This is a genomic window from Histophilus somni 2336 (genome assembly GCF_000019405.1).
Classification (GTDB): domain Bacteria; phylum Pseudomonadota; class Gammaproteobacteria; order Enterobacterales; family Pasteurellaceae; genus Histophilus; species Histophilus somni.
The window spans coordinates 1,282,442-1,307,960 of record NC_010519.1; the positions used below are offsets into that span (position 1 = coordinate 1,282,442).

Consider the following 25,519-nt stretch of genomic DNA (forward strand, 5'->3'; position numbering starts at 1 on the left):
AAAAATCAGCGAGATGTGTCGATTATTCGCTATGCTAAAATTACGCTGTGTTAGCAATTTTCAAACTTTGATTTATATTTGGAAAACATGAACATTCTCATTACAGGGGGAGCCGGATTTATCGGCTCTGCGCTTATTCGTTATCTACTGACTGAAACTGAACATACTATCATTAATGTGGATAAATTAACCTATGCGGCCAACCTTGATAGCTTACAAAGTGCGGTGCTCAATCCACGTTATTTTTTTGAGCAAGCTGATATTGTTGATCAACCTGTGATAACTCAAATATTTGAGCAATATCAGCCTGATGCAGTAATTCATTTGGCGGCAGAAAGTCATGTAGATCGCTCAATTGCAGCAAGTACTGAATTTATTCAAACCAATATTGTAGGGACATTTGCTTTGCTTGAGGTTACTCGTCATTATTGGCTTAAATTGCCTGCAAATAAAAAAGAGCGGTTCGTTTTTCAACATATTTCTACGGATGAAGTTTATGGTGATTTAATTGACTCTGAACAGGCTTCTACTGAAAGTAGCCCTTATCAACCAAGCAGTCCCTATTCGGCTTCGAAAGCAGCTTCGGATCATTTAGTAAGAGCATGGTATCGTACCTACGGTTTACCTATTCTAATTACGCATTGTGCCAATAATTATGGACCATTCCAACATTCGGAAAAATTAATTCCACGTATGATTTTAAATGCAGTGAAAGGGAAACCTTTGCCTATTTATGGAGATGGTTTGCAAATTCGGGATTGGTTATTTGTAGAAGATCATGTACGGGCTTTATATAAAGTATTACAAAAAGGAAAAATCGGAGAGAGTTATAATATTAGTGCAAATTGTGCAAAAACCAATCTAGAAGTGGTGCAGACAATTTGCGATTTATTAGAACAGTTAGTACCAAATAAACCTAAAGGAATAAAGCAATATCATGAGTTGATTATTCATGTCGAGGATCGTCTTGGTCATGATAAGCGTTATGCCATTGATGCTTACAAAATCCAAACGTCTTTGGGCTGGACACCTTTACAAGATTTTACCGCCGGCCTACGTAAAACCGTTCAATGGTATTTGAACAATGGAAATTGCAGAAATGGTTAAGACTGTTAGTTAAGCAGAGTAGTGATACACACAACGACAGGTTTAATATTTCGTATGCAGTATGTAAAATAGCTAATCATTAAGAGGTATATACAAGGGTTAAATAAAAAACGTTACATAAAAATTAAACAAAAAATTAACAAAAGTGTGATTTTTGTCATATTTTTGTAACATCAGGTTTATTTTTTCTTCTATTTTTGTTTACAATTCACATCGCATATATCGTTGCAATTATATCTTATAATTTATTTACTGGAGTAAGTTTTATGGCCCTCTTTTTGAGTATCTTTCCTATCGTTTTATTAATTTATTTAATGGTAAAACGTAACGCATTACCTTCTTATTTGGCATTACCTTGGATTGCCGCTGTTGTATTAATTATTCAGTTAGTTTTCTTCGGTACAGATATTAAGATTGTGAGTGCAAATATTGCATCTGCACTTGTAGCAGTTCAAACACCTATCACTGTTATTTTAGGTGCTATTTTATTCAATCGTTTCTCTGAAGTATCAGGTGCGACGAATATATTACGTAAATGGCTTGGTACTATTAACCCAAATCCGGTGGCACAATTGATGATCATCGGTTGGGCGTTTGCTTTTATGATTGAAGGGGCTAGTGGTTTTGGAACGCCGGCAGCGATTGCCGCACCTATTCTTGTCGGTCTAGGGTTCCCTGCGATTAAAGTAGCTGTTTTGACACTTATTATGAACTCTGTGCCTGTGTCATTCGGTGCGGTAGGTACACCAACTTGGTTTGGTTTTGGTCCTCTTCATTTGGGCGACGGTCAAATTTTGGAAATCGGTGCTATGACAGCATTAATTCACGCTTTCGCTGCATTGGTGATTCCTTTAATTGCCTTAAGTTTCGTTGTAAGCGTCAAAGAAATTCGTCGAAATATTATCTATGTTTATTTAAGTGTATTTGCTTGTGTTATTCCATATATTTTATTGGCACAAGTAAACTATGAATTCCCGTCATTAGTTGGTGGTGCAATAGGGTTACTTATTTCAATTCTACTTGCTAATAAAGGTATTGGCTTGGCTAAGGTTGAAAATAATATTGAAGCTGCGGTTCCTTTTAATGACGTAGTGAAAGCATTGTTTCCTACCGCACTTTTAATTGCTATTTTGATTATCACTCGCCTCCAACAGTTACCGTTCAAAGCGATGATGAACGATGCGACAACTTGGTTTGCGGTTCAATTGGGTTCGTTAGGGCGTTTTGAAATCAGTCATGGTTTAATTTTCAGCCTGAAAGACATTTTCGGTACATCAATTAATTCCAGCTATAAGTTATTGTATGTGCCGGCACTGATTCCATTTGTTGTAACAGTATTAATTGCTATTCCGGTATTTAAAGTATCGGCAGCAAATACAAAAGATATTTTCGTTACCAGCTTCCAACAAACTAAAAATCCATTCTTTGCACTTGTCGGAGCATTGATTATGGTGAATTTAATGTTAGTGGGTGGAGATGGTTCAATGGTGAAAATTATCGGTAAGAGTTTCGCTGCTGCAACAGGAGAGTATTGGACGGTCTTCTCTGCTTATTTAGGTGCTGTCGGAGCATTTTTCTCTGGATCCAATACAGTATCTAACCTGACATTTGGTAGTGTTCAGTTATCAACTGCAGAGTTAACCGGCTTATCAACTTCATTAATTCTTGCGTTACAATCTGTCGGTGGTGCAATGGGTAACATGGTATGTATTAATAATATTGTTGCAGTAAATTCAGTATTGAATATCCAAAACCAAGAAGGGGCAATTATTAAGAAAACAGTTATTCCAATGGTAATATATGGTATTATTGCCGCACTGGTTGCATTGTTTGTTATCCCGATTTTTTTCTAAATAATGTATACTTTTGGTAAGCAGTATTCTTTGATGCTGCTTACTTTTATTTATTTTAAATTGAAATATTGGAGTTCTTATGAATGTAAATTTTTATGTCACTTGTATTGCCGATGTGGTTAAGGCAGGAGTGGCAAAAAATACAGTGTTGTTGCTAGAGAAACTGGGTTGTAAGATTATCTTCTTAGAAAAGCAAGGATGTTGCGGTCAGCCTGCAATGAATAGCGGCTATACGAAGCAAGCATTGGAAGGAATGAAGAATTTAGTGTCAACTTTTGAAGTAAATGATTATCCAATTGTTGCTCCGGCAGGATCTTGTGTTTATGCAATTAAAACTTACCCTGAGCAATTTTCTCGTTTTGGTGAAACTGAATGGGCGGAAAGAGCACAAAAAGTGGCAGATCGCTTTCATGATCTCACCGATTTTATTGTGAATAAACTAAAAGTAACTAATGTCGGTGCCAAATTAACGGGAAAAGCTGTTTATCATCCGTCTTGTAGCTTATCTCGCAAACTGGGTATTGTGAATGAACCTTTAACACTTTTGCAAAATGTAAAAGGATTGGAGCTTTTACCCATTACCAATCAGCAAACTTGCTGCGGATTCGGTGGTACATTTTCGGTAAAAATGGCAGAAATCTCCGGAGAAATGGTCACTGAAAAAGTTGAGCATATTACAGAAGTTGAACCTGAGTATTTAATTGGTGCTGATGTGAGTTGCTTAATTAATATTGGTGGAAGATTGAACCGAGAAGGCAAAAAGATTAAAGTCATGCACATTGCTGAAGTATTAATGCAGGAGGATAAATAAGATGTCACTAAAAACCAGTAATCTTGCATTTAAACAGCGTGTGGACAATCAAATCCATAATGAAATGATGCGTAAAGCGGTAGTTAAAGCTCAAGAAACTATCGGTGCTAACCGTCAAAAAATGGTTGATGAATTGGGGCATTGGGAAGAATGGCGTGATTTAGCCAAACAAATTCGTAATCATGTTTTAGCAAATTTAGATGCTTACTTATATCAATTGAGCGAGAAAGTTCAGCAAAATGGTGGAAAAGTTTACTTTGCTGAAACCGCTGAAGAGGCTACTCAATATATTCGTCAAGTTGCGTTAGAAAAAAATGCTAAAACAATTGTTAAATCAAAATCAATGGTAACTGAAGAAATCGGTTTAAATGAAGTGCTTGAAAAGGAAGGCATGAAAGTCGTTGAAACTGATTTAGGCGAATATTTATTACAAATTGTTGGAGATAAACCTTCTCATATTGTTGTACCTGCTATTCATAAAGATCGTCATAGAATTCGCCAAGAATTACATGATGCCTTAGGTTATGAAGGAACGGAACAACCGGAAGAAATGAATGCTTTTGTGCGTAAAACATTGCGTAAAGATTTCCTTGAAGCTGATATTGGTATTTCCGGTTGTAATTTTGCTGTTGCTGAAACAGGCTCGGTATGTTTGGTTACTAATGAAGGAAATCTGCGTTTAGCTACAACAGTACCGAAAACCCATATTGCAGTGATGGGTATGGAGCGTTTAGCACCAACTTTCCAAGAAGTAGATGTATTAATCACCATGCTTGCTCGTAGTGCGGTAGGTGCAAAATTAACGGCTTATAATACATGGTTGACAGGTCCTCGTCTTGAAGGCGAAACCGATGGTCCAGAAGATTTTCATTTGGTTATTGTGGACAATGGTCGTTCATCTATTTTGGAAAGTGAATTTAAGGAAGTATTACGTTGTATTCGTTGTGGTGCTTGCTTAAACACTTGTCCTGCATATCGTCAAATTGGGGGACATGGTTATGGTTCTATTTATCCGGGTCCAATTGGATCGGTAATATCTCCTTTATTGGGAGGTTATGAAGAATTTAAAGAATTACCTTATGCTTGTTCGCTTTGTACTGCCTGTAACTCAGTTTGTCCGGTTAAAATTCCATTGGCACAACTCATCTCAAAACATCGTGAACACATTGCACAAGCTGGTATGACACCAATGTTAGAACGGTTGTCTATTTTTGGCTTTACTTTAGCAAACTCAAATCCGACGTTATGGAAAATAGGTGTAAAAATTGGTGCTAAAGTGGCGGCTAAAGTGATTAAAAACGGTAAAGCACCAATTGAGGTTGGAGCGTTGGCAGAGTGGACTAAAGCTCGTGATTTACCAACACCAGATGGCGAGAGTTTCCGTCAATGGTTCCAAAATAGAGGTAAAAATTAATGGATTTACAAAATCGTGATAACTTTTTAAATAAATTGGCTACCAAAATGGGCAGACCTCGTCAATTCATTCCTGAGCCTATGCCTGAGTTGGTCAATAATTATCCGACAACGCGTTTAACTGAGTTGAGCAAAACCGACTTAGTTGATGAGTTTGTGCGTTTTGCTAAAGTGATGATGGCGGATGTTATTGAAACAAGTGAAGCTGAACTAAACCGCACTTTACTGGAAGTTTGCGAGAAATATGGTGGCGGTAGCGTTATTTTAAATAATGACAAAAGATTAGCTGATTTGGGTATTTTGCAATCTGTCCAAGAAAAATACGATAGTTATATTTGGGATTTAAATCAAACGGAAGAAAATTTTGCCCAAGCAGAAAAAGCTAATATTGGTATTGTGTATGGTGAGTATGGGTTGGCAGAATCCGGTGGCATTGTTTTATTTTCGGATAAAGATTTTGGCCGTTCAGTGAGTTTATTACCGGAAAAATCCATTGTGGTTTTACGTAAAAGCACCGTTTTACCACGAGTTGCACAATTGGCCAAGATTTTACATGAAAAGGCACAACGAGGAGAAAGGATGCCTTCTTGTATAAATATTATTTCGGGACCGAGTGCTACAGCAGATATTGAGTTAATTAAAGTCGTTGGTGTACATGGACCGGTACATAAAATTTATATTGTCATTGATGACTTATAATTGATAATTAAATCGTTAAAAAAATGACCGCACTTCAACATAAGTGCGGTCATTTCTTATTTGATTTATAGGTTATGGCAACACATTACTTTTAAGCCATTGTTCAAATTCATTATTGTTCATAAAACCTGTTATACGAGCTTGTTCTATTTCCTTTCCTGATTGATCAAAGAAAATGATAGTCGGCAATCCTAAAACAGTCAGTTGCTTCATGAGTTCAGTATTGTCTGGACTGTTTTTGGTCATATTTACTTGTAACAGTAAGATATGCTCAAATAAAGGCTGTACATTTGAAGCACTGAATGTATATTTTTCAAACTCTTTGCAGGCAATACACCAATCAGCATAAAGATCCAACATGGCAACCGATTTTGGATTATTAGCAAGAACTTGTTGCAATTCTGCATAATTTTGAATGAGTTGGAATTGAGAATGAGAGGGTTGTTGTTGAACTGCGTTTTGTTCGTGATTCCAATTTGAATTGAGCAAAAAAAGTGCGGTAAAAACAAAGGCGATAATCCAACCTAACCAGTTTTTTCTTAATTGAATAAAAAACCAGACAATGAAAGCAAACAACCAGCTTGCCCATAAATAATCACTATATTCAGGTAAAACACGAGAAAGTAGGAAAATAGGTAACAGTAACATGACGAAACCGAAAGCGGCTTTGACCTTTTCCATCCAAACACCTGACTTTGGTAGAATTTTGTTGCCAAACAAAGTAATTAACATCAGAGGAATGCCCATGCCTAGGGCCAATAAATAGAGTGTAAATGCACCCGTTGTGAGATCACCGGTTTGAGCTACATAAAGCAATGCTCCTGATAATGGTGCGGAAGTACAGGGAGAGGCAACAAGACCTGCAATCATTCCCATCACAAAAACACCGCCAAAAGCACCGCTCTTTTGTTGTTGGCTGAGTAAGGTGAGTTTAGTTTGTAGCGAGCTTGGCAGTTGTAGAGTAAAGACTCCAAACATGGATAATGCTAATAGAATAAAAATAACGGATAGACTGACCAGTACGTAAGGACTTTGCAGTGCTATTTGAAATGGTAATCCGATTGCCGCTACAATTAATCCCAATGATGTATAGGTGAGTGCCATACCTTGTACATAAGCAAAGCTTAACCCCAATGCTCGTAAACTATTCGGTCTTTGATTTGCACCGATAATAATCGCTGACAATAAGGGAAGCATAGGTAAAACGCAAGGAGTAAATGCAAGCCCTAAGCCTAACAAGAAAAAACCTAATGGTGCGTATTTGTTGTTTAATAAGTTTGCAGCAAGTTGATTTTGTTCAGGGTGTTGCATGGCAGTTTTTCCCGCAACACTTAACAGATCTTTGTTAATAGAGATTTCTTGAGTTTCAGGTGGATAACAAAGTCCTTTGGTACAACCTTGATAGGTAATGAGTGCTTTATTAATAGAACTATCCGTTGGAATATTGATGGATAGATCTAATTGATGGCGATAAATCTCAGTTTCTCCAAAAAATTCATCTTGATGTAGCTCAGCGGTAGGGAAATGAAGATTCTCAATAGAAACACGTTGATTTTTGTTATCATCATTCACTAATTCAATACTGATTTCTTTTTTATACAGATAATAGTTTTCAGCGATAGCCCAATGAAGATCAAGTTTTTTTCCTTCTTGTTGACTACTGAATTGAAATGCTTCATGGCTTTTTAAAAATTGTGTTTTTTTACCGAACATGTTTCCTTGTGCTTGAGATGCAAAAAAAAGTGCGGTGAAAAAAATATAAAAAATAGTTAAAATTTTTTTCATTCAAATGATCCTTTTCTAAATACTTTAATCGTTCAATCTATGCAGGGCGACATAATATCCGTGGCATCAGATTAAAACAAGCGTTTTATGATCTACGTCATGAAATCTAGCTGTATGGAAAAAATTATCTCTTTTCACTTGTTACGATAATGTTGCAATTATACAATAAGCCCCGAACTGAATTGGATTATATTCTAGGAATAAAGTATGAACATACCGCAAATTTTGATTGTTGAAGATGAAGTGATTACTAGAAATATGTTAAAAAGTATCTTTGAGGCTGAAGGTTATAATACGCTGGAGGCGGCTGATGGTAATCAAATGCATCGTATACTTGCTACATGTGAAATTAACTTAGTTATTATGGATATTAATTTACCGGGGAAAAATGGTTTAATGTTGGCACGTGAATTGCGTGAAAATACAAATACAGCATTAATGTTTTTAACCGGTCGAGATAATGAAGTAGATAAGATTTTAGGTTTGGAAATCGGTGCGGATGATTATATTACTAAACCGTTTAATCCCCGAGAATTGACTATTCGTGCAAGAAATCTTTTACAGCGTACTATGCAAGAAATACCTAAATCTGGCACCAGTCAGGTAGAACAGTATAGATTCAATGGTTGGACATTAGATTTAAATTCACGTTCCTTAATTAATCCTGACGGAGAAGAATATAAATTACCTCGTAGCGAATTTCGAGCAATGTTGCATTTTTGTGAAAACCCAAGGAAAATTCAAACTCGTGAAGAGCTATTGAGAAAAATGACGGGAAGGGAATTAAAACCACAAGATCGTACAGTAGATGTAACAATTCATCGTATTCGAAAACATTTTGAAGATCATGCAGATACTCCGGAAATTATTACTACTGTTCATGGTGAAGGTTATCGTTTCTGTGGTGAATTAGAAGAAAACTAATTAATTTGAACAGGGTAAAAAGTGTCATCCTTTTGGTATTTTTTGTATTGGTTTGCACATTGCCCTTTTTCTAAAAATGAATTGAAAATAAATCTCACTACTTTCAATACTTTTTCTACTCTAATATTTTGATAAGAAAAGCATTTTTAAGTAATGGAAATCTCTTAAAAATAATAAGTCAAAGAGTTTTATTTTTTGTTTCTCGTAAGGCTTGTAAAATATTTTTCATTGCGAGATCTAATGGAGCAACTAGGCGTAGCCTTTCCCCTGTTTTGGGATGTTCAAAACAAATAGCAAAAGCATGCAAGAATAAACGGTTTAAGCCAAGTGCGGTCATTTGTTGATTAAAATTTTTATCACCATATTTATCATCAAGTGCGATAGGATGACCAGCGTATTGGGTATGTACACGAATTTGATGAGTTCTTCCTGTAATAGGAGATGCCTTAACTAAAGTAGCATTATTATAACGTTCTTCAACGCTAAACTTTGTTTCTGAAGGCTTACCTTGTTCACTTACTTTTACAATTCGTTCGCCGCTCGTAAGTTCACTTTTCAACAATGGTGCTTGTATCATCTTACAATGAGATTGCCAATGACCACGAACTAATGCCAGATATTCTTTTTGTATGGTTTTTTCACGTAGTTGCTCATGTAGGCTACGTAAAGCAGATCGTTTCTTTGCAATAAGCAATATACCTGAAGTATCTCTGTCCAAGCGGTGTACTAATTCTAAAAAACGTGCTTCAGGGCGTAATGTACGTAATGCTTCTATTGCTCCAAAATTTAATCCGCTACCGCCATGTACTGCAAGGCCTGAAGGCTTGTTTAACACTAATAAATAATTGTCTTCAAAGATAATTTGTTGTTCCAACTGTGCGACTTTATTCAATTTTTTTGAAATAGGGGTATGTTCTTTTTCCGCAATACGAACCGGTGGAATTCTAACAATATCACCACTTTGTAGTTTATACTCAGGTTTAATTCTGCCTTTGTTGACCCTTACTTCACCTTTACGCAAAATTCGATAAATCAAACTTTTGGGTACGCTTTTCAATTTTGCCAACAAAAAATTATCAATACGCTGTCCACTTTCATCTTCATTGATTGTTAGTATTTTTACACTTTGGTTTATGATTTTTTCATTAATATGTGTCATTTTTAAATTTTTTCAGCTTATCAAATTGTTATGTATCATAGCATAAAAATAGGAATTACCTTGCTAAAATTTATTTATCAGTAGATAATAGAGCCTATTTTTGGGTAGGTAAAATACTCAAAACTAAATAAGTCATCATTGATCATTTTTTAATGCTGCGAATGGCGTAAGACATTAATATATGAAGTGATTTCTTGGTAGATTAAAGTAAACGACAGCTTGCAAAATTAAACATTTCAATAATTTTGTTTGTATTAAGAAAGCTATTTTAACACCCGTCTTAATAACGCATTCAATGCATCCGGCAACTGACAGTCGAGAGACAGGCATTTTGTGACAGATAATAGGTCGATTGCGAAGCAAAGAGCGGTTATTTTAATGCTAATTTTGATAATAAAATTTAGAGAAAATTTAAACAATGAAAAGAATGTTGATTAATGCAACTCAAAAAGAGGAGTTGCGTGTTGCTTTAGTTGATGGGCAACGTTTATTTGATTTGGATATTGAAAATCCTGGACATGAACAAAAAAAAGCAAATATTTACAAAGGTCGTATTACTCGTGTTGAACCGAGTTTGGAAGCTGCATTTGTTGATTATGGTGTAGAAAGACATGGTTTTTTACCTTTAAAAGAAATTGCACGGGAGTATTTTCCGGATGATTACGTTTATCAAGGTCGTCCGAATATTCGAGATATTTTATCTGAGGGGCAAGAAGTTATTGTTCAGGTCAATAAAGAAGAACGCGGTAACAAAGGAGCTGCCTTAACAACCTTTGTGTCTTTGGCTGGAAGTTATTTAGTCATTATGCCTAATAATCCTCGTGCAGGTGGAATTTCACGCCGTATTGAAGGGGATGAACGTTTAGAATTAAAAGAGGCATTAAGCTCTTTGGATGTGCCTGAAGGCGTTGGCTTAATTGTTCGTACTGCCGGTGTCGGTAAATCACCTGAAGAATTACAGTGGGATTTAAAAGTCTTGTTACATCACTGGGAAGCGATTAAACAAGCCTCTCAAAGTCGTCCTGCTCCCTTTTTAATTCATCAAGAAAGTGATGTGATTGTTCGTGCTATTCGTGATTATTTACGCCGTGATATTGGCGAAATATTAATTGATAGCCCGAAAGTGTATGAGAAAGCGAAAGCACATATTAAATTAGTGCGTCCCGATTTTATTAACCGAGTTAAACTTTATCAAGGTGAAGTTCCTCTGTTTAGCCATTATCAAATTGAATCACAAATTGAATCTGCGTTCCGGCGGGAAGTAAGATTGCCTTCCGGCGGTTCCATTGTTATTGATGCTACAGAGGCATTAACCGCAATTGATATTAACTCGGCTCGTTCTACACGGGGGGGGGATATTGAGGAAACGGCTTTAAATACAAATTTAGAAGCAGCGGATGAGATTGCTCGTCAATTACGTTTACGTGATTTAGGCGGGTTAATTGTTATTGATTTTATTGATATGACACCGGTACGTCATCAACGTGAAGTTGAAAATCGTATGCGAGAAGCTGTTCGTCAGGATCGTGCTAGAATTCAAATTAGCCGTATTTCACGTTTTGGCTTACTGGAAATGTCACGTCAGCGTTTAAGTCCTTCATTGGGTGAATCAAGTCATCATGTTTGCCCTCGTTGTCAGGGAACGGGAAAAATACGTGATAATGAATCTTTATCATTGTCTATTTTACGTTTACTTGAGGAAGAGGCATTAAAAGAAAATACCAAACAAGTTCATACTATTGTTCCTGTTCAAATTGCTTCTTATTTATTGAATGAAAAACGGAAAGCGATCCATAGTATTGAGAAACGTCATAATGTTGATATTGTGGTAGCTCCGAATGAAGCCATGGAAACCCCGCACTTTAGCGTTTTTCGTGTTCGTGAAGGTGAGGAAATAAATGAGTTAAGTTATAACTTAGCTAAGTTGCATGAAATGAATGATGAGACTTATGTTGTTGAGGACGCTTTTATTTCTCGTCACCTTGAAAATTCAGCAGCAACAGTGGAAAGTGCAGTCGAGAATGCGGCGGTTTCATTAGCTATTGAAACTCCAGCACCAATGCCACAAGAAAGAAAACAAGAGAGAGAATCCTTATTGAGACGTATTATTGAGGGGATTAAAAACTTGTTTGCTGATAATTCAAGTAAAAATAAAAAAAACAAAAATACTCGTCAGAATAAAAATGCTCGTCATAATCGTCGTAACCAAGATCGTCGTTCTAGCCGTCGTATTCGTCAAGAGCATGAGATTAAATCTGATGAAAATAATAAATTAGATACACAGCATTCTCATTATACTGAACGTTATTCTAAGCATGCTAAGAAAGGCGTTGATGATCCGCAAATTCAGACAAAGAAAGCGGGTGAGTTGGAAATTCACACAAAAGATGAGGAGACTATTGAAACAATTCAGCCTCGTCGCCAACGTCGTGATTTGCGTAAGAAAGTCAGAGTTGAGGAAAATTTAGTTGATACGACAAATTTGGGAGCAACTGAAGAACACGTTGAAAATGAAAAAACAACAGAGCCTGTTACAAGTTTAGAACAAGCGGTTTTACAGACAGAAAATGAGAAAACTCATGAACGTCAAGATAATAACTATCGTCATCGACGCTTACCTCGTCATTTAAGAGTGAATAATCAAAGACGTCGTCGTAATGTAGAGTTGAAATCTGCGATGCCTCTATTTGCTGCGGTAGCATCTCCGGAGTTAGCGAGTGGGAAAGTTTGGGTTGATGTTAATGTAGTTAATTCAAAAAATAACAATTTTTTATCTGTAGATGAATTACTAAAACAGCAATATCAACAAGAGGAAATTGAAGTTGTTATTCCTGCTAGTGAAATCTTGATGGATACTCAATCTGATGATATTAAGCCTTTAAGTAACTTTGTTAGCCAACCAGCAAATGAAGCAGTTGAAAAGAAAGTTCAAGAAACCTTGCAACGTTTAACTCAAGAGGTGGTTGACGAATCATCAACAATCGAACGCACAGAGGTAGATACCAATATTTCTGTACCTGAGTTTGTACGTGAATATCAGTTTAACGGACGATTGGGGACAATTTCTGCGGTTATGCATACGAAAGCAGAAATGACACTTGCCAAGTCAAGTGATGAGCCAATGCAGCCTTTCTCAATCGTTGAATGGCAAGATTCTCGTTATTATTTCTATGGTAGAGGAGCGGCAGGACATCATTGTGCAATCAGCCATGTTTATTCTGAACCTGCTAATACTAAAATAGAATAAATATTTTACATGAATGAAAATTCCACGCTTGAATAGAACATGAGAAAATCATGGACAATACAGGCGTGGATTTTTGTTTTTATAAAGTCATAAAATAGGTATAACAAAGAAAAATCTATAGAATAACTTTCTTGGTTCTGATGGAAAATATCGTAAAACTTCTTTTTGTTCTTTCGCAAGTGAGTATCGGCTCAAAACACTCTGTCATAGGTACATTGTAGTAGAGAAGAGTTTGCCATAGTTTAGAAATTTTGAAAATGTTTCAACACATTGCAGGATAGGGGTTAAATGGTCCCCCCTACCGGACTTGAACCAGTGACCAAGCGATTATGAGTCGCCTGCTCTAACCAACTGAGCTAAAGGGGGACAGGTCGTGGATTATATTGAATAAAAATAATAAAGTCTATAAAAAGGAGATTAAAAGCTTAAAATTCATTCAATCTCTTGATTTCAACTATTAATGTGCCTCATCCCAATTATCACCCACACCAATATCCACAATTAATGGGACTGATAAATGTGCCGCATTTTCCATTAAAGACTTAATTAATGCAGAATATTCATCTACCTTATTTTCTTTCACTTCAAATACCAATTCATCATGAACCTGCATGATCATTTGAATATCATTTTTTTTGATTTCGTTATGAATAGCAATCATAGCTAATTTAATAATATCTGCCGCAGTACCCTGCATTGGTGCATTTATCGCCACTCGTTCAGCTCCTTTACGGCGTATTGCATTAGATGAATTGATTTCAGGCAAATATAGACGGCGTCCAAATAATGTTTCTACATAGCCCTGCTCTTTTGCTTTTTCTCGAATATCAACCATAAAAGTTTGCACTCCCGGATAACGTTGGAAATATAGATCCATATATTTTTGAGCATTTGCCCGTGAAATACCAAGTTGATTAGATAAACCAAAAGAACTCATTCCATAAATCAAGCCAAAGTTAATTGCTTTTGCACTTCGACGTTGTTCACTTGTTACTTCATTTAATGGAATACCGAAAATCTCAGCTGCCGTAGAACGATGAATATCTTTTCCCTCATTAAATGCCATAATCAAACCATTATCTTGAGATAAATGTGCCATAATTCGTAATTCAATTTGTGAATAGTCTGCGGCAATAATTTTATACCCCTTACGTGCAATAAAGGCTTGGCGAATACAACGACCTTCTTCATTTTTAATCGGAATATTTTGTAAATTGGGATCGCTGGAAGATAAACGTCCCGTTGCTGTTACTGCTTGATGATAAGATGTATGCACTCGTCCGGTTTTTTTGTTCACCATTGAAGGTAATTTATCAGTGTAAGTAGATTTTAATTTTGCTAATCCACGATGTTCCATCAATAATTTAGGCACAATATGTCCCTGTTGAGCTAGCGTTTCCAATACATCTTCATTTGTTGAAGGTGCACCTTTTGGGGTTTTTGCAATGATAGGTAAGGCTAATTTAGTAAAGAGAATTTCTTGTAGTTGTTTGGTTGAAGCTAAATTAAATTCTGCTCCCGCTTCTTGATAAACTTGTTGCTCAAGTGCGGTCAATCTTCTCGCAATTTTTTCAGATTGCTTTAACAATGCCTGACTATCAATTAGTACACCATTGCGTTCCATCGTTGATAATACTTTTACCAAAGGCAACTCAATATCATTAAATACCTTCACTAAACTTGGCGATTGTTGTAATTCTTGCCAGAGGACTTGATGTAATTTCATTGTAATATCCGCATCTTCAGCAGCATATTCTGTCGCTTGAGCAATGGCAATTTTATCAAACGTTACTTGTTTTTTTCCTTTACCGGCAATACTTTCAAATTCAATAACTTGATGTCCTAAATATCGTTCCGATAAGGCACCCATATTATGTCGTCCTGTGCTGTCAAGCACATAGGATTGTAGCATCGTATCAAAACAAACACCGTTTAATTGAATATGATGATTGGCAAAAATAGTTAAATCATATTTAATATTTTGTCCAATTTTTTGAATAGACGGATTTTCTAGCAACGGCTTTAATTGTGCCAGACACGTCTCTTTATTTAATTGATTTTTTACAAGCTCAAATTGTTCAGCATTTTGTTCTGATTCAGTGAATAAATCTGTTTGTGTCATTTCTTTTACAGCTTGTTTATGAGCCAGAGGAATATAGCAAGCCTCGCCGTTGGTCAGTGCAAAGGAAATACCGACAAGATTAGCTCGCATAGGATCTAAAGCATCGGTTTCCGTATCAACAGCAATAAGATCTGCCTGTTGAAGTTTTTCCAGCCAACTATTTAATTTCTCTTGAGTATCAATAGTTTCATATGAAGTGCGGTCGATTTTAATCGTTTTTTTGACCGCACTTTTCGACTCAGAGGCACTATTTGTTTGAGTTTTATCAAGTTTAATTTCTTGCTGAGTTGCTTTGGTAAGTGAGCTTTCACCGCTTATCACTTCGTTTAGCCAACGTTTAAATTCATAACGAGCAAAGTATTCAATCAATTGATCTTGGTTATTTTGCCCCAACACGAGTTGATCCGGTGTAATATCTAACTCAACGTTGGTTTTTATTGTTGCTAAAAGGTAAGATAAATCCGCATCTGCCTTGGCGGAGGATAGTTTCTCCCCGAGTTTTTTTGCTCCTCTAACTGATAATCCAGCCACTTTTTCTAAATTTGCATAAATTTCCGCCATACTCCCAATGCCTTGCAACAATCCCAATGCTGTTTTTTCACCGACACCGCTAACTCCCGGAATATTATCGGAGCTGTCGCCCATTAGTGCTAAATAATCAACAATTAATTCAGGCGGAATACCATATTTGTCTATTACACCATCTCTATCCAGTAAACTGTTATTCATGGTATTGATCAACATAATATTATCATCAACCAATTGTGCCATATCTTTGTCGCCGGTGCTAATTAGAACGTTTTTTCCCTGCTGAGAGGCCTGAACCGCTAATGTACCGATTACATCATCAGCCTCGACACCTTCAACAGACAACAGCGGAATTCCTAGTGCTTTGATAATATTGTGTAATGGCTGAATTTGTTGACGTAAATCATCTGGCATAGGGGGACGATGGGATTTATATTGTTCAAATATTTCATCACGGAACGTTTTTCCCTTTGCATCAAATACAACCGCTATATGGGTCGGTTGAACCTGAGCAATTAAACTTTTTAGCATATTCAATACGCCATACATTGCACCTGTCGGTTCGCCAAGAGAATTTGTTAATGGAGGAAAAGCATAGAATGCACGATATAAATAAGAAGAACCATCTACAAGAACAAGCGGATTTTCAGCAATTTTAGCCATAATAGAATAATCTCAAATAACACAAAGAGCGGTTATTATAGAGCAAATTTTTGAGGGAGGCGAATTTGAAACCGGAATAAACAAGACTGAAAAGAATATATTTTAAGCAATGCAAAATAAATCCTTAGACTTACGCAACTTAAAGCAATACAATTTCCCATCAATTTTGTCGATGTTTTTAACTGCACTTTTAAACCAAAAGATCTTATGAAACTCAATGCTCAACAACAACAAGCCGTAGAATACACACAAGGTCCTTGCTTAGTTTTAGCCGGTGCCGGCTCCGGTAAAACTCGGGTTATTATTAATAAAATTGCTTATTTAATTGAACAGTGTGGCTACTTACCAAAACAAATTGCTGCTGTCACATTTACTAACAAAGCGGCTAGAGAAATGAAAGATCGTGTTGCACATTCAATTGGTAAAGAAAAAACAAGAGGTCTGCTTGTTTCAACTTTTCATACTTTAGGTTTTGACATTATTAAACAAGAATACAAACATCTCGGTTTTAAAGCCAATATGACCTTATTTGATGAATATGATCAAATGGCATTATTAAAAGAGATTACGGCAGATCTATTAAAAGAAGATAAGGAGCTATTGCAAGAGACAGTTTCGGCGATCTCTCGTTGGAAAAATGATCTTATTCTTCCTCAACAAGCGTTCACTCAAGTAAGAGACAGTAAGCAACAAACTTTTGCCAAGTGTTATGAGCGTTACAATAATCAAATTCGTGCCTACAATGTATTAGATTTTGACGATTTAATTATGTTGCCCACTTTATTATTTCTCCAAAATCAAGAAGTGCGGTCTAAATGGCAAGAAAAAATTCGTTATTTATTAGTTGATGAATATCAAGATACTAATACAAGTCAATATGAATTGGTGAAGTTATTAGTCGGTCAACATACTCACTTTACTGTAGTTGGTGATGATGATCAGTCTATTTACTCATGGCGAGGTGCACAACCGCAAAATATGGCTCGGTTAAAAAATGATTTTCCACAATTACAAGTTATTAAACTGGAACAAAATTATCGTTCTAACCAGCGTATTTTGCATTGTGCTAACATCTTAATTGCAAATAATGATCATGTATTTGAAAAACGTTTATTTTCTACTTTAGAGCAAGGTGAAAAACTACAAGTTTTGGAGGCAAAAAATGAGGAGCATGAAGCGGAGCTGGTCGTTGGAGAATTAATCACCCATCGTTTTATGTATAAAACCAATTATCGTGATTATGCAATATTGTATAGAGGAAATCATCAATCAAGACTATTCGAGAAAGTCTTAATGCAAAATCGAATTCCCTATAAAATCTCAGGGGGAACTTCTTTTTTCTCTCGAGCAGAGATTAAAGATATGATGGCTTATTTACGTGTACTGATAAATCAAGATGATGATGCGGCTTTATTACGTATTATTAATACACCCAAACGAGAAATAGGCTCCGTTACTTTGGCAAAAGTTGGAAAACTTGCTCAAGAAAAACATATTAGCCTTTTTGACGCTATTTTTGATTTTGACTTAATTCACCAACTCAATCCCAAATCCTATAATGCCTTACAAGGCTTTGCATATTGGATTGTCGAACTCAATGATGAAATTCAACGCTCAGAGCCTGAGCAAGCAATCAAACGAATGTTGGCACAGTTACATTATGAAGAATATTTATATGAACATGCCAACAACCCTAAAATTGCAGAAATGCAAAGCAAAAATGTAGCCACGTTATTTGAATGGGTTGCAGTTATGCTAAAAGGAGATGAGTTCAATGAATCTATGTCTCTTAGTCAGGTTGTCAGCCATCTGACGTTACGAGATATGTTGGAACGCAATGAAACTGATGAAGAAAGTAATCAAGTGCAATTGATGACATTACATGCATCGAAAGGTTTGGAGTTTCCACACGTTTTTTTAATCGGAATGGAAGAAAATATTCTGCCACATCAAACCAGTATTGATGAGGATAATGTTGAAGAAGAACGGCGTTTAGCTTATGTAGGTATTACTAGAGCACAAAAATCTCTCACATTTTCTTTATGCAAAGAGCGGAAACAATTTGGTGAGATTTTCAAGCCTGAGCCCAGTCGGTTTTTATCTGAGTTACCCCAAGATGATCTTCAATGGGAGAGAAATGAAACACATGCAACAGAACAAGAAAAAAAAGAAATGAAAAATGCCGGATTTGCCAGTTTAAGGGCGATATTAAATCAATAATGCTACCTATTATAAATTTTATACCTACTTTGTAGATAAATCAGACAACCAAATAAATTTTATAAAAAATCGTTTGACTTATTTTTAGAAAAACGTATTATACCGCCCACAAACCGATTGTGGTGAGATGGCCGAGCCGGCTGAAGGCGCTCCCCTGCTAAGGGAGTATGGGGTCAAAAACTCCATCGAGGGTTCGAATCCCTCTCTCACCGCCATTTACTCAGTGCATCCGTAGCTCAGCTGGATAGAGTACTCGGCTACGAACCGAGCGGTCAGAGGTTCGAATCCTCTCGGATGTGCCATGTTGATTTTTGATTTTATTGAACTCTACAATAAAACATACACAATAATATATTCGGTTAAAAATCAAACTAATACGCACCCGTAGCTCAGCTGGATAGAGTACTCGGCTACGAACCGAGCGGTCAGAGGTTCGAATCCTCTCGGGTGCGCCATCGACAAAAACCCCTGATAAATAACCATATATAGCCCCTTGCGATCTAGCGTGATAATTGCTTGAAAATCAAGTATTTTCCGCATATTCAAAAACAAAGTATTGTATTTATATACAGTATAAATTATGATCTAAAAGAACCGATTACAGAATTTAACTGTTACCAAAAACTGATCCAAAAACAAAAAAAGTGTACCAAACAAAGAAAAAAGGGGGGATGAAATGGCAACTTACCAAAAACGGGGAGACAAATGGCGAGCAATAGTCCGCAAAAAGAACGTTCTAAAAACAAAAACATTCCGCACAAAAGCACAAGCGTTCGCATGGGCAAACAAAATAGAAGCGGAAATAATGGAAAATTTATATCAAGAAGTGGCTAACATCCCTCTAGAAAAAGTGATAGACAGATACCTACACGAAGTTACACCACAAAAACGAGGAGCAAAAAAAGAACGACAATTTCTCTACCGTTTCCAAGCATTACCCATCAGCAAAATATCACTGAGACACCTAAACGAAGACGACTTCAAACAATGGCGAGATGAACGACTAAAAAAAGTCTCCTCAGCAACAGTATTAAGAGAATGGGCGGTCATCGGACACATACTAAACGTCGCAATCACAGAATGGAAACTACTCAAAACCAACCCACTAAAAGGGGTCAAAAAACCGAAAGCCCCCAAACCAAGAACGAGACGCTACAGCCAACAAGAAATAGATGCCTTAGTCTATACATCCGGTTTTTCTTGGAACGAACCGCCAACGACAGCGACTGCAAGAGTAGGAGCAGCGATATTATTCGCCATAGAAACAGCAATGAGGGTAGGAGAAATAGTCAACCTAACATGGGAACACGTTCATTTTAACGACAAAATAGCCCATCTCCCACAAACAAAAAACGGCTGGTCAAGAGACGTCCCCTTATCAACAACCGCAATAAAAATATTAAAATTATTGGAACAAATCGCAGAGGGAGAAAGCGTATTCCAATTATCAACCTCAAGACTGGATGCGTTATTCAGAAAGTTAAAAAATAGAATGCTACTAGAAGATTTACATTTTCACGACACAAGACGAGAAGCGTTAACAAGACTGGCGGAAAAAGTCGACGTAATGACATTAGCGAAAATATCCGGACATAGAGATCTAAGTATCTTACAAAACACCTACTACGCACCGGATATGAAAAAAGTTGCCTTATTACTGGATTAACGTTTTGCTCGTTGACGTTTACGAGCAAACGCAATCACATCGCCAGCAATCCAACGATTAGCAGAACGTCCACCCGTGCGACATTGCAACTTCACCGCATCCGGAAAATCCGGATCGGACATAATAGAACGTTTCGTATGCTCATAGCTCATCTTAAAATAAGTAGCCACATCTTGAGCCGTCCAAATAGCTTGATTAGTTTGCGTATAGTTTGCCACCTTCAACAACTCACGCACAGCTTGCAACTCCCTTAAAATATCCTCATTGGTTATCGCTTCTTTCATCGCTTCCATAAAAATTTCCTCTAAAATTCCTTAATTTCTCTAAACAACTCGGCTCATTATGCTCATTCCCATAAAACGAACGTAAAGGCACAGAGTGGTCTGAAATAATCACCTCATCATTGATAAGTTTCATCGATGTCATCGCATTCAATCTAACCGATCTACCTTTCAACAAATGATTAATTGCATGCTCATTCAACGGTTTCCCAATTGGTCGTATCGCTTCTTTTATTTTTTGAACAATTTCCTCCCTTCTTACTAAATTTTCAAGGTTACAGTTACTGACACAAGTCCAAGGTTGCACTACGTGCAACTTAGTGTCGCTCCGCTCCATTTCTTTATTACGTCTATTCGGATCACCTTTCTTAATGACCCACTTTTTAAGACGTGTTTTAATAAAATCACCTAAACTAAATTTATTGCTCACCCCATTTATTTTTTTATGTGTCTCTTGGTATTGATTAACCTCGCTTTCCTCATAATGCAAACACAACGGCACATCCTTACGCAACGCCAACGGACCCCCAAGACGTTTCATAAAAGCAGCATAATCGCCAATATCTGCACAAATTCTTGCCTCTTCAACCAATTCATCATCAGCTTGACCGGCAACAAGACGGCGTAATTCACGCCACACACCGACATATTTATCCCCATAAAATTGAAACTGACGAATACCCCAAAGGCTCGCCCATGCTCTCGCTTTTTTAGCATTATCTTTTAAACTCATATCGGCATCTTCATCAGACCGCTCACCATCTAAAGCAAAACCATTAATATTTTTTGAAATATACTTAGCAATATAACCCGTTGCCGAGCCCTTAGTTTTATCGCAATCTTCAATTTTACAGCGATGTTTTTTAGCCCCCATTTCATCACCGTCAAGCTCCAACGCTTTTTCACGAAACAATCTCACCACCTCTTCACGATGCGTCTCATGAACATAAACCAACAAATGCCAATGGGGCGTTGCGTCATGATGAGGTTCAGCGACACGCATACCATAAAAAGCAATATTACGTTTTTTCAATAACGCCCTGAATTGCCCCCAAATCTTATTCAAATAGTCCTGCGTTTGCTTAGGATTAGCCCCTTTCCATTTCTTATTTTGCGTACCGTCATTATGGATTGCATGGAATGATGAAGGGGCGGTCAGCGTTAAAAACAACGCATGATGATCGGACTCCTCCGCCCACTCCTCCAACCCACGTAAACGGGTCATCAACTCAATCCGACGCTGAGCCGGATTCGCAGAAGATTTCAAATACATATCAAACAGCTCAGCTTGCTCACTCGGATCGTCGATATTCTCAATAATCATCTGTTTCAAAAAATCATAGTTTTTCTTAATCTCATGCAAATACTCAGAAAAACCGGCTCTTGAAATATAATTGCTTCTGCGTTTGCAAACCTCGCCACAGGCAATCGCAACATGCTCAACCATCTTTTTCTGCACCTTCCGCATACGCTTAAACCAATATTTCTCACAAATAATCTTATGAAAAACCGTATCAATATAATCCAATCTAACCGGCTTTCCTTTCTTAAACTTATCCCAATGGGAAACAGGAAAACCAATATTTTCACAAGCCTCACCGCATAACTGATAAATCTTCCGCATATGCTCATTAAACTCATCATCGCTTAAATCCGACCGCCCTTTTTCCACCAAATCCAACATATAACCACGCTGAACATTAGCAAACAGCGTAGCCAATTTATAAGCAATCTCCTCCAGCTTCTTCTCGCTCAACAAATAAAAAGGCATTTTTGCACGTTGACATTCTTGACGGCTATAATGCTCAAAATTCTTGCGTAACTTCAAAATCTCATGTTGCTCACGCAACAACCGGCTTTCATATTCCTCCGGCTCGCCAGTTACCGGCAATAAATCCCCATTGTGCGGTTGTTTTTTTTCCAACACATCAAAGGACAAATCCGCTAACCATTTCGGATCACGTTCATCAAACGCCAACAACCACGCCATATTGCAACGATACTGATCGAACACAAGGCGTAAACGAGTACCCAAGGTTTCACGCAACCAAGTATTAGCATGTCTACGTTGTTTATTCCCGAAAGCAAACGAAATCGACCCATCATCTTCAACAGACCGATATTCATTTAAATACAAACGCCGAAAATGCTCACGTTGTCGTTCACGTGGCAATTTCGCCAATAATTTCTCAACAAACACATAGCTTTCGGGAACAGTATTAAAAAGCTCCATCTGAGCTTGTGTCCCTGTTTTTTCCTCTTTATGAGGAACACGAGGGGAAACCTGGAAAAAAGGCACCGCAGTTTCCTTTTGCTCGTTTTTAAATACCGTCACGAATGCCATAAAAGCCTACTCAACAACTTAAAACGATGGCGGAATATGAGCCTTCAACTCTCGCACTTCCGCATAAATCGCCTGCAACACATTGAGAATATCAAACAACGTATTCACATCCTCATTGCGTAACTCACAACGAATTAACGCCTCAATGACATCCTCAAATTTTCTAAAACACATCACCTGCCGAGCCGAGCTACCTTTCTGATCCAACATAAAAACCGCTTTTTCGCCCGGCTCAACCTTTAAAATCTCATAAACACCCTGACGAATTCGTAACAAATAACAATCAGAAAGCTCAAAAATATAATCCGTCATACAGACCCCTTCACAATAAAATCACGCTTTTTCACCCCCGCATGATAGAACGGCAAAAGTGCATTCAACGTACTAAAAATGGCATTTGAAATCTTCTTCTGCCCGGATTCATTAAAATGTATCAATTTAGAATATTGATAATTCAACGGATCGACCAAATCCGACGTCTCTAATTTCGCCTTATCAAACAACGCATATTTCTGCTCCATCGGCAAGGCATCAAAAATACGCTCGGCAGCATTAGGCGACTGATTTAAAATACGCCGCAAAGAAGCAACCCCCGCCTTAGAAACCGCCTCATGATCGGGTAACCGCTGAACAATAATGCTCTCCACATCAAAATGACCCATAACTCCCCCTCAAGCCTAGCGAGCCAAAAAATCCCAAAACGACGTCAAAAAACGGCGAACGCAACCCAGTTTCGGCGGTTGTTTTTTCTCTTCTGGCAAAGTAACACGTTCCAATTCGCTCAAACGTTGCAAAATTTCCTCATTAGTGATTTGATAACTTTGATGAAGCTCAATATTTACCCTATTCATTTTTTTTTGTATTTCAAATTTACGTTCAATATTTGCCAAACGCTTTTCCATCTTAAAAAGATTGATACGTTTTTTATTCATTGCAGTACATTTTTGATGAAATTTTTGTTTAATCATGTTGTGTTTCCTCATATGTGTTGTTTTCCATTTGTGCGAATGTGATTGCCTACTGTAGGGGCGGATTACATCCGCCCTTTTTTAGGTTGCAAAAACCCACGCCATTAAAAAACAGCGATTTTTTATCTAAAAAGAAAGAAATAATAGATTACGTGTCTTCGTCGATTGGACTTGCCTCAAACAAATCCTTCGTATTTGTATCACTTTGTAACAACGGTTTATTAATCCGCTTTACCTCCGGACGCTCATGATAAGTAGGCGTTTGCACCGTCACAATTTCGCTATAAATATGATGTTTAGTAGAACAACTATTACAAACCCAAATTGCCTCAATCACCAACATACCGACGGATTCAGAATGACGAACCCGCATACTATGACTACCGCAATTGGCACACTTATGATTCATATTTGCCATCTTTACGCTCCCAGCATTGCCGAATAACCTCCCAATCCACATCAGGACGTAAATCCTCGGGCGTTACCTCGCCATTAGTCGCCTTGATAAGGGACGGGATATATTTCACGTCCATTTTTCCGCCTTTTAGCCAAATAGAAATTGAAGGCTGACTAACACTACATAATTTCGCTAGTTTCGTTTGAGTACCAACCAAATTAATTGTTTTTTTTATATTTTTATCCATTTAATTATTCCTTTTTTTTATTAAGGTATAAAAATAATTATTTTAATTATAGATTATTACTTTTATTATATTCAGTCAATAACAAAATGAAAGTTGTTTTTTATAATTTAAGTTATAAAATTAAATACAGGAGATTTTTATGAATACATTAGCTTCCCGTTTAAATTATTTAATGAATAAGATTGGAGTTTCCCAGTCTGAATTAGCTAGATATATAGGGATAACACAGCCATCAGTGCATAAAATACTAAACGGTGAAACCCGCAACCCTAAAAATATAGTTGAAATAGCGACCGCACTTGGCGTTGATGTGCATTGGTTAAAGACAGGCGAAGGAGAACCCAATATTACGCCTCATTCTTCTATATTGGTGAGCAATGAACCCGACGAAAAGCATACTCACCGCATAAACCGATATGATTTTCAACTATCCGCCGGAGACGGAATCATTAACTCGGATTACCCGGAGACCATTTCGAGCATTTGGCTCACCCCTGAAGGTATGATGCAAATAATCGGACGTTATAGTGAAAAAGGGATCTGTATTTTTAAAGTCCCCACCGACAGCATGGAACCCACCATCTCATCAAAAGACCTCGTTTTTATTGATACCAATATTACCTATTTTGCCGGCGACGGAATTTATGCCTTTCGACTTAACGGCAAAGACTACATAAAACGCCTCCAACAACTCCCCACCGGCATAATCCGAGCCTTAAGCGACAACAAACTTTACGACCCTTTCGACATTACAGAAGAATTATTCGACACCGCAGAAATCGTCGGAAAATTTATCCGAGTCGTCCCCCTCAACCCAAAGGATTTGTAGGGGATATTTTTAGCTCGGAAAAAGGAACGTTAAATATGATTAAACAAAAAACAAACAATTTCTTCTTCAACACAAAGGGGATAAAATTGGCGATGTGTGATACAGATAAATTCACACGAAGACAACGACCTAATCCGGCTGACAAAGGAAAACAACCCTATGAAGACGATGACATTAATTCAACGCAAACAATCCCTTGAGTTTGATATTCAACGTTCTATTCGTTATAACAGTAATGGTTGGTAATGGTTGGTAA

General features: G+C 37.2%; 21 protein-coding genes and 4 tRNA genes. 14 read left to right on the forward strand and 11 right to left on the reverse strand.

Annotated elements, in window-relative coordinates:
- Positions 1-87 precede the first annotated feature (87 nt).
- The 5 genes from rfbB to HSM_RS05795 all read left to right on the forward strand — a co-directional run bounded on the left by rfbB (position 88) and on the right by HSM_RS05795 (position 5,883).
- Entirely contained in the window at positions 88-1,107 is a 1,020-nt protein-coding gene (gene rfbB / locus HSM_RS05775; protein WP_012340298.1) for a dTDP-glucose 4,6-dehydratase, read from the forward strand.
- Positions 1,108-1,373: 266 nt separating this feature from the next.
- The gene (locus tag HSM_RS05780) at positions 1,374-2,960 is read left to right on the forward strand and encodes an L-lactate permease (RefSeq protein ID WP_012340299.1); all 1,587 of its coding nucleotides are present in this window, start codon (positions 1,374-1,376) and stop codon (positions 2,958-2,960) included.
- A gap of 79 nt (positions 2,961-3,039) precedes the next feature.
- Positions 3,040-3,771 (forward strand): (Fe-S)-binding protein, encoded by a 732-nt coding sequence (locus HSM_RS05785; RefSeq protein ID WP_011608864.1) that lies wholly within the window; start codon positions 3,040-3,042, stop codon positions 3,769-3,771.
- A gap of 1 nt (position 3,772) precedes the next feature.
- Complete coding sequence (locus tag HSM_RS05790) at positions 3,773-5,185, forward strand: LutB/LldF family L-lactate oxidation iron-sulfur protein (protein WP_012340301.1); 1,413 nt, start codon at positions 3,773-3,775, stop codon at positions 5,183-5,185.
- On the forward strand, positions 5,185-5,883 hold the full coding sequence (locus HSM_RS05795; protein ID WP_012340302.1) for a LutC/YkgG family protein: 699 nt from the start codon (positions 5,185-5,187) through the stop codon (positions 5,881-5,883). The genes HSM_RS05790 and HSM_RS05795 overlap by 1 nt, the downstream gene beginning before the upstream one ends.
- Positions 5,884-5,955: 72 nt before the next feature.
- On the opposite strand, the gene HSM_RS05800 is transcribed toward HSM_RS05795, so the two are convergent.
- Positions 5,956-7,668 (reverse strand): protein-disulfide reductase DsbD, encoded by a 1,713-nt coding sequence (locus HSM_RS05800; protein WP_012340303.1) that lies wholly within the window; start codon positions 7,666-7,668, stop codon positions 5,956-5,958.
- 207 nt (positions 7,669-7,875) lie between these two features.
- Here HSM_RS05800 and arcA point away from each other — a divergent pair, with 207 nt between their 5' ends.
- The gene (arcA, locus tag HSM_RS05805) at positions 7,876-8,592 is read left to right on the forward strand and encodes a two-component system response regulator ArcA (protein WP_012340304.1); all 717 of its coding nucleotides are present in this window, start codon (positions 7,876-7,878) and stop codon (positions 8,590-8,592) included.
- Positions 8,593-8,770: 178 nt separating this feature from the next.
- Here arcA and rluC read toward each other — a convergent pair whose 3' ends face one another.
- The gene (gene rluC, locus HSM_RS05810; RefSeq protein WP_012340305.1) at positions 8,771-9,751 is read right to left on the reverse strand and encodes a 23S rRNA pseudouridine(955/2504/2580) synthase RluC; all 981 of its coding nucleotides are present in this window, start codon (positions 9,749-9,751) and stop codon (positions 8,771-8,773) included.
- Between the two features lie 418 nt (positions 9,752-10,169).
- Here rluC and rne point away from each other — a divergent pair, with 418 nt between their 5' ends.
- Positions 10,170-12,998 carry a ribonuclease E gene (gene rne / locus HSM_RS05815; RefSeq protein WP_012340306.1) on the forward strand — a complete coding sequence of 943 codons (2,829 nt, stop codon included), beginning with the start codon at positions 10,170-10,172 and terminating at the stop codon, positions 12,996-12,998.
- A gap of 289 nt (positions 12,999-13,287) precedes the next feature.
- On the opposite strand, the gene HSM_RS05820 is transcribed toward rne, so the two are convergent.
- Together HSM_RS05820 and polA are read right to left on the reverse strand one after the other, a co-directional pair.
- Positions 13,288-13,364: transfer RNA gene (locus HSM_RS05820), tRNA-Ile, on the reverse strand.
- Positions 13,365-13,455: 91 nt separating this feature from the next.
- Positions 13,456-16,311 (reverse strand): DNA polymerase I, encoded by a 2,856-nt coding sequence (gene polA / locus HSM_RS05825; RefSeq protein WP_012340307.1) that lies wholly within the window; start codon positions 16,309-16,311, stop codon positions 13,456-13,458.
- A 207-nt stretch (positions 16,312-16,518) separates the two neighbouring features.
- Here polA and rep point away from each other — a divergent pair, with 207 nt between their 5' ends.
- The 5 genes from rep to HSM_RS05850 all read left to right on the forward strand — a co-directional run bounded on the left by rep (position 16,519) and on the right by HSM_RS05850 (position 20,197).
- Positions 16,519-18,531, forward strand: coding sequence for a DNA helicase Rep (gene rep / locus HSM_RS05830; RefSeq protein WP_012340308.1), 2,013 nt, complete (start codon positions 16,519-16,521; stop codon positions 18,529-18,531).
- A gap of 121 nt (positions 18,532-18,652) precedes the next feature.
- A tRNA-Ser gene (locus tag HSM_RS05835) sits at positions 18,653-18,746 on the forward strand.
- Between the two features lie 10 nt (positions 18,747-18,756).
- A tRNA-Arg gene (locus HSM_RS05840) sits at positions 18,757-18,833 on the forward strand.
- Positions 18,834-18,909: 76 nt separating this feature from the next.
- Positions 18,910-18,986 (forward strand) — tRNA-Arg (locus HSM_RS05845).
- 221 nt (positions 18,987-19,207) lie between these two features.
- Entirely contained in the window at positions 19,208-20,197 is a 990-nt protein-coding gene (locus HSM_RS05850) for a tyrosine-type recombinase/integrase (protein ID WP_012340309.1), read from the forward strand.
- Here the strand turns inward: HSM_RS05850 and HSM_RS05855 are convergent.
- The 7 genes from HSM_RS05855 to HSM_RS05885 all read right to left on the reverse strand — a co-directional run bounded on the left by HSM_RS05855 (position 20,194) and on the right by HSM_RS05885 (position 24,434).
- Positions 20,194-20,490 (reverse strand): hypothetical protein, encoded by a 297-nt coding sequence (locus HSM_RS05855; RefSeq protein ID WP_012340311.1) that lies wholly within the window; start codon positions 20,488-20,490, stop codon positions 20,194-20,196. The genes HSM_RS05850 and HSM_RS05855 overlap by 4 nt on opposite strands.
- Positions 20,459-22,822, reverse strand: coding sequence for a replication endonuclease (locus HSM_RS05860; protein ID WP_012340312.1), 2,364 nt, complete (start codon positions 22,820-22,822; stop codon positions 20,459-20,461). Before HSM_RS05860 ends, HSM_RS05855 begins: the two co-directional genes overlap by 32 nt.
- 18 nt (positions 22,823-22,840) lie before the next feature.
- Positions 22,841-23,134, reverse strand: coding sequence for a hypothetical protein (locus HSM_RS05865; protein ID WP_012340313.1), 294 nt, complete (start codon positions 23,132-23,134; stop codon positions 22,841-22,843).
- Positions 23,131-23,484, reverse strand: a complete 354-nt coding sequence (locus HSM_RS05870) for a hypothetical protein (RefSeq protein ID WP_012340314.1) — start codon at positions 23,482-23,484, stop codon at positions 23,131-23,133. Before HSM_RS05870 ends, HSM_RS05865 begins: the two co-directional genes overlap by 4 nt.
- A 15-nt stretch (positions 23,485-23,499) precedes the next feature.
- Complete coding sequence (locus tag HSM_RS05875; RefSeq protein WP_012340315.1) at positions 23,500-23,790, reverse strand: hypothetical protein; 291 nt, start codon at positions 23,788-23,790, stop codon at positions 23,500-23,502.
- Positions 23,791-23,938: 148 nt separating this feature from the next.
- Positions 23,939-24,208: a hypothetical protein gene (locus tag HSM_RS05880; protein WP_041605076.1), complete on the reverse strand. Its 270-nt coding sequence runs from the start codon at positions 24,206-24,208 to the stop codon at positions 23,939-23,941.
- The gene (locus tag HSM_RS05885) at positions 24,189-24,434 is read right to left on the reverse strand and encodes a helix-turn-helix domain-containing protein (protein ID WP_012340316.1); all 246 of its coding nucleotides are present in this window, start codon (positions 24,432-24,434) and stop codon (positions 24,189-24,191) included. The genes HSM_RS05880 and HSM_RS05885 overlap by 20 nt, the downstream gene beginning before the upstream one ends.
- A gap of 139 nt (positions 24,435-24,573) precedes the next feature.
- Between HSM_RS05885 and HSM_RS05890 the strand changes: the two genes are divergently transcribed.
- A complete protein-coding gene (locus HSM_RS05890; RefSeq protein WP_012340317.1) occupies positions 24,574-25,263 on the forward strand; it encodes an XRE family transcriptional regulator in 690 nt (229 codons plus the stop codon).
- 96 nt (positions 25,264-25,359) lie between these two features.
- Positions 25,360-25,509 carry a hypothetical protein gene (locus HSM_RS10820; protein ID WP_157857766.1) on the forward strand — a complete coding sequence of 50 codons (150 nt, stop codon included), beginning with the start codon at positions 25,360-25,362 and terminating at the stop codon, positions 25,507-25,509.
- Positions 25,510-25,519 lie beyond the last annotated feature (10 nt).